Genomic DNA, 11,017 nt, shown 5'->3' on the forward strand with positions numbered 1-11,017 from the left:
GGCGGTTGCCTGCCCCCCGGGGGATGAAGCACGTCCCCGGGGGTCCCAGTTCGTCTGCTGGAGGGCTCCCGGGAATGGATGCCATCCTTTCCGGTTGCCCGGGGGGAGGCCCCTTCCTACACTCCGCCCCCCTCTGATGCGCGCCTACCTCGTCACCTCCGCGCTGCTGCTCGTGTCGTGTTCCGTCGACTCCGAGCCGCAGCCTCCGCCGTCCACTCGCCTCGTCTATCCGAGCGGTGTCGCCTTCTGGCGCCCCGAGGTTTCTACATCCACGAACGGATTCTTGTACGTGGCGGGAGCGAACTTCGACAAGTGTTACGCCTCCGGCGCGGTGACGGCGCTGGACCTGGACGCCTTGGGGCTGCGGCCCTTCGGCAAGGACTTCTCCGACGCCACGGAGGTCGCCAGCTTTCCCGCGCTCATCACCGAGCTGCACGTCACGGCGCCGGCCTTCGTGCTCATCGACAGCTTCGCGGGGGAGATGGCCCTGTGGAGCCCGCCTGGCCGCCCGCCTCGCCTGTTCGTCCCGACGCGCGCGGAGGGAAGCTACCTGCAGGTCATCGACGTGTCGGATGACGGCGCGAACGTGAACTGCGCGCAGGGCGGTAACGGGCGCGACTGCCGGGTGAACGCGCTGTCCCTGGTGGGTGTCCCGGGAGCGTCGAAGGACGGCCTTCCTGGTGCCCCGTCTCCGATGGGCGTCGCCGTGGAGCGCACCAACCCCGACTCCCGGGTGTGGGTAACGCACACGGAGCTGGTGGGCCCGCCCGCGGCGGAGTCCCAGTCCGAGCTTCAGTCGTACCTGGTGGACCTGCCGGCCTCGGCTCCCACGCGTGAGGAGCTGAGCACGTCCAGCTTCGTCCCACTGGGCGTCAATGGCCTGCTGGCGGGCGCGGCGCACTCGGTGGCCATCGGTGGTCGCTACCTCTATGCGTCCGGGCGGAACTCCGCGACGGATCAGCTGGGTGCGCTCGCCGCCAGCTTCGTGCTGCGGCTGGTGGACCGGACGAACACGGGGCGCGTCCTCGAGTCCGACCTGAAGGCCATCTACTCCATCCGCGAGGCGCGCGGCATCGCGGTGGTGCAGTTGATGATGCGCGACAACCCGACGCAGGTGGACCCCAACCGCGAGCGTGTCTACCTGCTGGCGCGCGGCCCGGACACGCTGCTCGTGCTCGACATCGAGAACGCGCTGGCGGACCTGCCCACGCTGCGCGTGGTGTCGGCGCAGTCGCTGCCGGAGAGCGCCAGTGAGCTGGAGGTCATCTCGCGTGGCCCTGGCCGGGGCAACCTGGTGGCGGTGACGGGCAGCGGCGACGAGGCCGTCTCCATCTACGACGAAGAGGTGGGGCAGCTCGTCGCGCAGGTGCTCGTGGGCAACCAGGACCCGGCCCAGCCCAGCCAGCCCTTCGGATTGACGGCGGACGTGCGCAACAACTCGGCGCGCCTGTTCGCCACCACCTTTGGCGACGGACGCGTCGCTGTCATCGACATTCCCAACCTCGACCGGCCGCAGGATGCGCGGCGGGTCGCCCTGCTCGGCGTGCAGCAACTGCGCGACACGCGTCAGGGCACCAGTGTGTGCCAGGAGTCCTCCCCGTGAAGCGCGGAACCCTCACCCTCCTCCTCGCGTGCGCCGGGCTGACCGTCGGTTGCTCCGACACCCAGGCCACGACGGGCATTGCCGGTCTGTCCGGCACCTATGACCTGACGCTCGTCGGGAACCTGGTTTTCGTGACGTCGTCGGACCGGGACGAACTCCAGGTGTTGGACCTGGCGGCCAATCCCAGGCAGTTCATCCCCGCGCCCAACCCGCTCCAGACGCTGGCCATCCCCGTGCTGGACCGGCCGGACTCGCTCACGCATGACGTGGGCTACAAGGCCGATGGCTCGGAGCTTCCAGGGCCGTACGTGTACGCGCGCAGCGCCGGAGCCTCGCAGATCTCCGTGGTGGCCGCGGACCCCGCGCGACTGGTGCAGATGCAGCGGCTGTCCGCGCGCAGCCTGGTGACGGCCTTCGCGGCCCGCTCGCCGGAAGTGCGCCCCGAGGGTGAGCCGGCTGCGCCGAGCCTGCTCTACTACGCCATCCAGGACCCCGACGCGCCCTTCGAGGACGACAGCGGTGGGTCTCGCATCGAGCGTCAGGCGCTGCCCGGCCCCGAGGCGCTCGAGGCGGGCGAGCTGGTGCCGGCCCCGGTGACGCTGTTCTGCCTCCAGCCGGGCGAGTCCGTCCAGGCGATGGCGGTGCTTCCGGACAGCCAGCTCGTGGTGGCCACGCGGCAGGCGTCCGGGCGCTCCGGGCGCACGCTGCTGGTGACGGATGCGAATCCGACCACGAGCGAGGACTGCACCATTCCTTCCACGGCGACGCGCGACCTGTCCGCGGGCTTCGACAACACGCCCGTGCGGCTCGTGGTCTCCCATCCCCGCGTCGTCACGCGACAGGATGACACCTCGACTCCCGACGTGAATGAGTTCTCCGAGATGCCCGCGGGTCGGTTCGTCTACGGCGTCAAGGACGAGGTCTCCTGCGGCGGGGCGCCGGAGTGCTCTGGCGTGCTCGCTGTGGACTCGACGACGGGGCTGAAGGCCACGGACCTGAGTGGCGCGCCCATGCTCCCCATTCTTCCCCAGGATGGTCTCCCGACGGGGCTGGCGCTCATCCCGGATGCGTCGCTGCTCCTGACCCTCATCGGAGACGATGGAGGGGTGTCGGTGAACGATACCGCTACCGTGCCGCTGCTCGGCTTGCTGCCCTCGTCCAACGGCTCCATCACCGTGTTCTCCGCGAGCGATCGACGCGACTTCGACCTGGATACGCGCAGGGCGTTCGTGAACGTGGTGGCCCGCAACCAGGCGGAAGAAACAATCGACATTGCAGGGGTGTCCACGCGCGTCGACGTGTCTCAAACCCTTGAGTATCCCTGCGACCCGGCGAATCCCACGGGGCCGAGCGTCACCCGCAAGGGCCTCTTCGAGGGCTCGGTGGCGAATGGCCTCTTCCGCTTCATCTACCAGGGGGCGTTCCCGGGGGCGTTCGACCTGGCGCGGGACCTGTCGACGCCGACGAGCTTCGTGGTTCCCCAGCCCGACAACGTCAGTCAGCAGGTGAGGGTGGGGGATGTGATCGTGCTGGCCAGCGTGGATATCATCTGCACGACGGACCTGGTCGTGTCGTCGATTCAGCCCGCGGCGGAAGCAGGGAAGGTGCGGCTGGAGACGCTCACCCCCATCCCGACGGACTGCGCGGAGCTCCCTCTTTTCACGGTGCTGGCGTCGGGAGAGCAGCCCTTCCTGCTGGTGGATGAGAACGGCAGTCTGCTGTCGCGAGACGTGGAGGGTGTCGGGTCTGGCTATGAGATCCCGACGGGCTCCTACTCTTTCCATCCGACCGACTTCCTGGCGACGACGACGCTCACGGGCTGTGGCTCCGGGGGCCTGACAGTGCCCCTCTATCCGCCCACCCCGCCGCCCCTGCGGCTCCGCGTGGACGTCAGCGAGGGTCTGGTCCGAGGAGACCGCTACGTGGTGGCGGTGGGCTCGGGCGTGCTCACCCACGTCTTCGGGGTGAATACGTCGAGCAGTTCGGGCGCGGGTCTGCAGTTCTACACGCTGCCAGGCCCCGTCGTGGGCTCCCAGGCAGGTGGCACCGCGCTGGCCTACATCGCCTATCCCTCCGCGGACGGAATTCTACAGGTGAACCTGAACGAGGTGCGGACCAACACCCTCAACGACGTCGCGCTGTCCTACTTCGAGTAATTGGGCGTGGGGAGAGGTGTCTGTTAGAGTCCGGGTCATCCTGTACCGTCCGAGTCAAGACCGATGATCGATCAGAACTCACGCCCCGCCCGCAAGGTCGGAATCGCCGACCACCTGTGGGACACGTACGAAGAGATGGCCCAGCAGATGGGCTCGGACCGCGATGCGCTGATCAACCAGGCGCTCTTCATGTTCGCGCGTCTGAACGGCTTCATCGAGGCAAGGTCCCGAGCGGAGGCGCACGCCGCGCCCTCCGCCGCGCCCGCGCCCGCGCGTCCGGCCCCCATCTCCGCGGCTCCCGCTCCTCGTGCTTCTTCGCCCCCGGTGCTGGCGCCCGCGCCCGCCCCGAAGGCGGAGCCGCCTCCTCCGCCTCGTCCCGGTGGCCGTTCGGCCGCCGCTGAAGAGCGCGCTTCCGCCAACGGCCTGGACAATGACCCGGTGCGCCGCGAGGTGGCCGAGCGCGTCCTGGAGACGGCCGCGGAGCTGGAGCGCCTCATCAAGGGCAAGAACGAGCCGCCTCCTCCCAACGACGACATGGTCGAGGAGGATGAGGAGCCCCTGCCCGAGGATCAGGACGACCCGGGCCTCGAGGACGAGCAGGCCGAGCCCGAGGAGGAGCCCGCAGACGAGCTCGCCGAGGAGGAGGACGAAGGCAACGCCCTGTACCTCGTCACCGAGTCCGGAGATCAGGAGCGCATCATCAAGGAGCGTTTCGTCATCGGCCGCGGCAAGCACTGCGACTTCGTCATCAACTCCGGGAAGGTCTCCCGCGAGCACGCGGTCATCGCCCAGGAAGGCCACGATTGGATCATCGAGGACCTGGGTTCGTCCAACGGCACGTGGTTCAACAAGCAGCGAATCAAGCGCCGGAAGGTCGAAGACGGGGACGAGTACTTCATCTGCAGCGAGAAGATCCGGCTCGTCCTCCGGTGAGTGAGCCCCGTCTTCCGGGGCAACTCGCTGTTCGCCAATTGACGGCCTCCAGGCGTCCCTGGTTTGATACCGGACGCCTGGACGCGAATGGGACAGGCGACGGATGACGCCTGGACACATCGCGCTGTGGACGGTCCTTGGAGTGGCCCTGGTGATCTCGGTGGTAACCGATGTCTTGCGCCGAGAGATCCTCGACGTGGTCACCTACCCGCTGATGGCGGTGGGGCTGGGAGTGCGCCTCGCCACCGAAGGGGTGGGAGGGCTGGAGCAGGGGCTGGTCAGCGGGCTGCTGTCGGGCGTGGGCCTGGCACTGCTGCTGGTGCCGGCGGCGGCGCGGGGGCGGATGGGGTGGGGTGACGTGAAGTTGATGGGAGGGGTGGGCGCCGTGCTGGGGTTCCCGGCGTCGATGGCGGCCGCCGCGTTCATCTCCCTGGTGGGTGCGGCCCAGGCGGTGGTTTCGCTCCTGTGGCAAGGGGCGGTCTGGGACACGGTGGCGGCGGCGCTGCGGCGCTGGGCGGTGCGACTGCACCTGGCGCGCTCGGACGCGCAACCCACCGAGCGGCGTCATATCCCCTACGGGGTGGCCATCGCGCTCGGAACACTCTGGGCGCTGTGGTGGCAGCACGAAAGCTTGGGTTAGCGCAGAGACTTGGAAGAGGGGACACGCACGATGTTCACACGCTTCACGCATGCCGCCGCGCTTGGCGCACTCGTTGCCCTGGTGGCCAGTGGCTCCGCCCTGGCTCAGGATGGCACCAGCGTCAGCCTCGGGGTAGGCGCCCAGAAGGTTCTCACGATTCCAGGCCTCAGCAAGGTGGCCCTCGGCGACCCGTCCATCGCCGAGGTGAAGACGCTCGGCTCCGGTCAGCTCCTCATCACCGGTCAGGCGGAGGGCAAGACGACGCTGCTCATCTGGAAGACCACGGGGCAGCGCGTCAGCTACCTCGTGAACGTCCGCAAGCAGGACCCCAACGAGGTCATCTCCGAGATCAAGCGCCTGCTGGGCGAAATCGAAGGTGTCTCCGTCCGCATGGTGGGTGACCGCATCTACCTGGACGGTCAGGCGTACACCACGCAGGACGCGGACCGCATCGACCAGGTGGTGAGCCTCTATCCGAACGTGAAGTCGTTCGTGAAGATCGCCCCCAACGCCAAGAAGCTGGTGGCGCAGAACCTGAACGCGGCGTTCCAGAAGGCGGGCCTGAAGAATGTTCAGGCCAACGTCGTGGGCGCGACCATCTTCCTGGAGGGCTCGGTGGAGAGCCAGCAGGACCTCCAGAAGGCGGAGCTCATCACCAAGGCCATTGGCGAGAAGGTGGAGAACCTGCTCGTCGTCGGCATCAAGCGGATGATTCTCTCCGAGGTCCAGTTCGTCGAAATCCGCCGCAACAGCCGCGACCGTTACGGCATCCGCTACCCGTTGGATATCACGGGCTCGGCGACGGCCGCGGCCACGGTGACGCAGGAGCTGTTCCCGGGCACCTTCGGGCAGGGTGGCTCCAACCTGGGTCTGACGGCGGGCGCGGACTTCTCCATCGGCTTCCAGGGCAACGACGGTTACGGCCGCCTGCTCGCGCAGCCCAAGCTGGTGTGCGCCAGCGGTGAGAAGGCGGAGTTCCTGGCCGGTGGCGAGGTCCCCATCCCCCTCATCACCAACAACCAGTTCTCCATCGAGTACAAGAAGTACGGCGTCATCCTGAACCTGCGCCCCACCGCGGACCGCAACGGCAACATCCAGACGGAGATCGAGGCCGAGGCCTCTGAAATCGACACCTCCGTCGCCGTGTCCATCGGTGGTTCGTCCACGGTGCCCGGCTTCCGCACCCGCAAGGTGAAGACGAACGTCACCGTGCGCCACGGAGAGACCATCGTCCTGTCCGGCGTGTTCAGCCACGACGAGCAGAAGTCCATCTCGAAGATCCCCGGTCTGGGTCACATCCCCATCATCGGTGAGCTCTTCAAGAGCCGCGGGTTCGACTCCACCAAGCGCGAGCTGGTCATCTTCGTGACCCCACGCATCGTGAACCCGGACTCGGACAAGGTCCGCACCATCATCGAGGACGTGAAGAGCCGCTACAAGCAGGCTCGGTCCGAGGTGAACTTCAACATCTTCGACTGATGCTCGGGCGCCTCGGGGCGCCTTGGGTCGGGGCCCTGGGGCCCCTGGACGGGCCGGTTTCCTCCCTTTTCGGGGCGGATGCCGGCCCGTCGCCTTGCGGGCGGGCAGGTCGACTGCGGCTGGCGCTTTGAGGTGGAAGGGGTGCTTGCTAGCATCCGTCCCATGTTTTTGATCACCCTCGCGGAAAAGGGCGGCGGGACCGAGCAGCGTGAGTACCACAAGCCGGAAATCACCATCGGTCGGCTGCCCGGCAATGACATCATGCTCGCGAAGGGCAATGTCTCGAAGTACCACTCCCGCATCGTCGCCAAGGATGGCAAGTGCATCATCGTGGACATGAAGTCCACGAACGGCACCTTCGTGAACGGCAAGAAGATCGCCGCGCCACAGGTGCTGAAGCCGACGGACCAGATCTACATCGGCGACTACATCATCAACGTGGAGCCGCTGGTGGAGGAGGCGGGTCCGGCGATGACGCGCGCCGGTCAGGCCGAGGAGGCCTACGACGACGGGGGTGAGGAAGAGCCGTACGAGGAGGAGGAGCAGTACGAGGACGAGGAGCCGTACGAGGAGGAACCGCCTCCGGCTCCCGCGGCCAAGGCTCCTGTCGCCGGACGCATGCCCGCGTCCATGGCGTCCGCCCTGGCGAAGAACAAGAAGAAGGTGGACCCCCGGATGGAGCGCTACACGCGACTCCAGAAGGAAATCCACGACCGGCTCATCGAGTACCTCGACCTGCGTCGCATGGACATGGACCGGCTCGGCGACGACGAGCTGTGGCGCCGGACCGAGAAGGCCATCCGCGACATCATCGACCAGATGGAAGCGGACGGAGAGCTTCCGGAGGACGTGGACCGCGAGGAGCTGCTCACCGACGTCATCAACGAGGCGCTGGGCCTGGGGCCCCTCGAGGCGTTCCTCGCGTCGGATGAAATCAGCGAGATCATGGTGAACCACGCCAACCAGATCTACATCGAGCGCAAGGGCCAGCTGACGCTGTCGGAGAAGACCTTCTCCTCGAATCAGGCGGTGCTCGGCGTCATCGAGCGAATCGTGGCGCCCATCGGCCGCCGCATCGACGAGTCCAGCCCGCTGGTGGACGCGCGCTTGAAGGACGGCAGTCGCGTCAACGCCATCATCCCTCCGCTGGCGCTGAAGGGTCCTTGCATCACCATCCGCAAGTTCAAGAAGGACTCGCTGAAGATCTCGGACCTGGTGAAGTACAAGACGCTCACCGCGCAGATGGCCGAGTTCCTGGAGATGTGCGTCAAGGCGCGGCGCAACATCGTCATCTCCGGCGGCACGGGCTCCGGGAAGACGACGACGCTCAACATCATCAGCTCGTTCATCCCCGACAGTGAGCGCATCGTCACCGTCGAGGACGCCGCGGAGCTGCAGCTTCCCCAGGACCACTGGGTGCAGTTGGAGAGCCGCCCGCCCAACCTCGAAGGCAAGGGCGCCATCACCATCCGAGACCTGGTGAAGAACTGCCTGCGCATGCGGCCAGACCGCATCGTCGTGGGCGAGTGCCGCTCGGGCGAGACGCTGGACATGCTCCAGGCCATGAACACGGGCCACGACGGCTCGCTCACCACGCTGCACGCCAACACGCCGCGCGACGCCATCGCCCGGTTGGAGACGATGGTGCTGATGTCCGGCATGGAGCTGCCGGTGAAGGCCATCCGAGAGCAGATCGCCAGCGCGGTGCACATGATCGTGCAGCAGACGCGCTTCTCAGACGGTACGCGGAAGATCTGCTACGTCACGGAGGTGTCCGGCATGGAGGTCGACATCGTCACGCTCCAGGACATCTTCTATTACAAGCAGGACGGCTTCACGGAGGACCACAAGGTGCGTGGCCGCTTCGTGGCATCCGGCTTCGTGCCGAAGTTCTATGACGAGCTTCAGCGCAAGGGCATCCCCGTCAACATGAGCATCTTCCGCGAGGACTGACGCGCCATGTCCACACTGGTCGTCCGTCTGCCTGATGGCACGGAAAACGAGTACGAAGTCGCCGGCGAGCTGAAGCTGGGCCGCCAGCAGGGCTGTGAGGTCCTTCTCACCGAGGGAGGGGTCTCGCGCACGCACGCGCGCGTCTTCTCCGAGGCGGGGACGGTCTTCATCGAGGACCTGGGCAGTGCCAACGGCACCTTCGTGGACGGCGAGCGCATCGCCGAGCCCACCGCGCTCACGCCTCAGTCCGAAGTCATTCTTGGCGACTACACGCTGAGCCTCAAGGTGGCGCCTGGTAGGGCCACCGGCGCGCGGCGCGCCTCCAAGCCCGCGGGCGCGGAGGCCATGCCCGTGGGCGCGGAGGGCGGCGGTGCTCGCGCCACCCGGGCCCTGCCCAGCATCAAGGCGAAGCCCGCTGGTGCCAGTGCACCCGCGGGTGCGGGACCGGCGAAGCGGCCTCCCAGGCCCGCGGGCGGTCCTCCCGGGGGCGGTGGCGGTGGGCCCCTGCTGCGGGGCACCGTGGGGCCGTGGGCGGGGAAGACCTTCCCGCTCAAGGGCAAGGTGCTCGTGGGGCGCCTTCCTCCCGCGGGCATCATCCTGGAAGACGACTCGGTCAGCCGGAAGCACGCGGAGCTGGAGTCGGTCGGCGGCGGGGTGCGGGTGCGCGACCTGGGCAGTGCCAACGGCACGCTGCTCAACGGCGACCCGCTGGGCCCGGAGCCGGTGGACCTGGAGCCCGGGGACCAGCTCCAGTTCGGCGTGGTGGAGATGACGTTCGAGACGCCCCAGGCCGACGCTCCGGCCCGCCGAGGCGCGGGCTCGGCGCCCCCGTCGCGGCGGCGTGACAACGCGCAGGGTGGCGGCGCGGACCCGGAGGCCCGGCGCAAGAAGCTGTTCATCGCCGGAGGCGGCCTGGTGGGCGTGCTGCTGCTGGCGGCGCTTGGCAAGGCGCTGATGCCCGAGACGGCCGTGGACCCCGGAGGCCCCATGGGCACCGGGGCCGTCGTCGACCCCGCGCAGCAGGTGTCGGAGCTGCTCAGCGAGTGCCGCTCCTATGCCTCCAGCGAACTGGGGCCCCCCAACTGGGTCAAGGCCGAGCAGATCTGCTCGCAGGTGCTGGACCTGGACCCCATCAACACCGACGCCAACACCCTCATCCGGCGCATCAAGCTGGAGAAGGACGCGTTCGAGCACTTCTCCATGGGAGAGAAGCTGCAGCAGCGCCTCAAGCCCGAGGAGGCGCTGGACTCCTTCCGCAAGATTCCGAAGGAGAGCGAGTACTTCCGCCGCGCCCGCGCCAAGGCCGCCGAGGCCGCCGAGCAGGTGACGAAGCGCGCGCTGGACGACTGCAAGCGCTACCTGCGCGACTCGCAGTGGAGCGCGGCGGTGCCTCGCTGCCAGACGTACATGGCGGTGTGGTGCCAGAACCAGCCGCGTGACGACCTGCAGCCGCCGCTCGGCTACGAGGTGAGGCTGGAAGGGCGCCTGAAGAAGAACGAGTGGCGGCCCAAGGATCCGCTCTTCGTGAAGTTCCTCATCTCGCGCATCAAGCTGGACCCCAACTCGATTCCCTGGACGTGTCCGGTGGCGGAGGTGCTCAACCGCGACAACCTGCCCACGGACCCGAAGACGGTGGTGCTCGAGGCGGTGAAGGGCCGCTACCCGAACAAGCTGATGCAGGCGGCGATGATGGACTACTGGGCCGGCCGTGGCAGCGAGGCGCTGGCCACCCTGCAGAAGCTGCGCGCCAGCTCCGAGTCCGCGCAGTTCCACGCCCAGGCGGACGAGATGCTCAAGACGATGTCCACGGTGGATCAGCTCTTCAAGGGTGGCCAGAGCTACCTGGCCGCGGATGACCCGGAGAAGGCCGCCGAGCCGCTGCGCGAGGCGCTGGAGGTGGACAAGTCGCTGATGCTGGACCTGGCGGAGCCCAAGCCGTCGTTCTACCGGCGCAGCATCCTCGCGGACATGGCGGACAAGTCGTACCAGCGCGGCAAGCACTGGGCGGACCGCGACGACAAGCGCCGTGCGTGCCGGATGTGGAAGCTGGGCTTCGGCTTCTACGCGGGCAACCCGGACCTGAACAAGGCGGCGGGGTTCTGCTCCGCCACGGCGCTCTCCGCGTTCCGTCAGGCGGGCGGCTGCCCGGACATGGCGGCGGTGCTGGACTTCGCCGTCAAGGGTGACGGCGTGGAGGAGCTGGTCGTCGCGAAGAAGAAGGAGTGGAGCTGCCCCTAGCGAGCGAGTTGGACA

Annotated in this window: 7 protein-coding genes; all 7 read left to right on the forward strand. The window is 67.9% G+C overall.

Features of this window, described 5'->3' with window-relative positions:
- Positions 1 to 136: 136 nt before the first annotated feature.
- Positions 137 to 1,603 carry a YncE family protein gene (locus HUA78_RS43335; RefSeq protein WP_174458998.1) on the forward strand — a complete coding sequence of 489 codons (1,467 nt, stop codon included), beginning with the start codon at positions 137 to 139 and terminating at the stop codon, positions 1,601 to 1,603.
- Positions 1,600 to 3,759 carry a hypothetical protein gene (locus HUA78_RS43340; RefSeq protein ID WP_371745805.1) on the forward strand — a complete coding sequence of 720 codons (2,160 nt, stop codon included), beginning with the start codon at positions 1,600 to 1,602 and terminating at the stop codon, positions 3,757 to 3,759. The genes HUA78_RS43335 and HUA78_RS43340 overlap by 4 nt, the downstream gene beginning before the upstream one ends.
- 63 nt (positions 3,760 to 3,822) lie before the next feature.
- Positions 3,823 to 4,692 (forward strand): FHA domain-containing protein, encoded by an 870-nt coding sequence (locus HUA78_RS43345; protein ID WP_141648946.1) that lies wholly within the window; start codon positions 3,823 to 3,825, stop codon positions 4,690 to 4,692.
- Between the two features lie 103 nt (positions 4,693 to 4,795).
- Positions 4,796 to 5,332: a prepilin peptidase gene (locus HUA78_RS43350; protein ID WP_174459000.1), complete on the forward strand. Its 537-nt coding sequence runs from the start codon at positions 4,796 to 4,798 to the stop codon at positions 5,330 to 5,332.
- Positions 5,333 to 5,362: 30 nt separating this feature from the next.
- A complete protein-coding gene (locus HUA78_RS43355) occupies positions 5,363 to 6,811 on the forward strand; it encodes a type II and III secretion system protein family protein (protein ID WP_141648448.1) in 1,449 nt (482 codons plus the stop codon).
- 162 nt (positions 6,812 to 6,973) lie between these two features.
- On the forward strand, positions 6,974 to 8,764 hold the full coding sequence (locus HUA78_RS43360) for an ATPase, T2SS/T4P/T4SS family (protein ID WP_174459001.1): 1,791 nt from the start codon (positions 6,974 to 6,976) through the stop codon (positions 8,762 to 8,764).
- A gap of 6 nt (positions 8,765 to 8,770) precedes the next feature.
- Positions 8,771 to 11,002, forward strand: a complete 2,232-nt coding sequence (locus HUA78_RS43365) for an FHA domain-containing protein (protein ID WP_174478866.1) — start codon at positions 8,771 to 8,773, stop codon at positions 11,000 to 11,002.
- Positions 11,003 to 11,017 lie beyond the last annotated feature (15 nt).

The sequence above is a fragment of the Myxococcus sp. CA033 genome (genome assembly GCF_013336625.1).
GTDB lineage: Bacteria > Myxococcota > Myxococcia > Myxococcales > Myxococcaceae > Myxococcus > Myxococcus llanfairpwllgwyngyllgogerychwyrndrobwllllantysiliogogogochensis.

Coding starts and splice junctions, on each gene's coding strand:
- HUA78_RS43355 (WP_141648448.1), top strand. CDS start 5,363: ATGTTCACACGCTTCACGCATGCCGCCGCGCTTGGCGCACTCGTTGCC.
- HUA78_RS43345 (WP_141648946.1), top strand. CDS start 3,823: ATGATCGATCAGAACTCACGCCCCGCCCGCAAGGTCGGAATCGCCGAC.
- HUA78_RS43365 (WP_174478866.1), top strand. CDS start 8,771: ATGTCCACACTGGTCGTCCGTCTGCCTGATGGCACGGAAAACGAGTAC.
- HUA78_RS43360 (WP_174459001.1), top strand. CDS start 6,974: ATGTTTTTGATCACCCTCGCGGAAAAGGGCGGCGGGACCGAGCAGCGT.
- HUA78_RS43350 (WP_174459000.1), top strand. CDS start 4,796: ATGACGCCTGGACACATCGCGCTGTGGACGGTCCTTGGAGTGGCCCTG.
- HUA78_RS43335 (WP_174458998.1), top strand. CDS start 137: ATGCGCGCCTACCTCGTCACCTCCGCGCTGCTGCTCGTGTCGTGTTCC.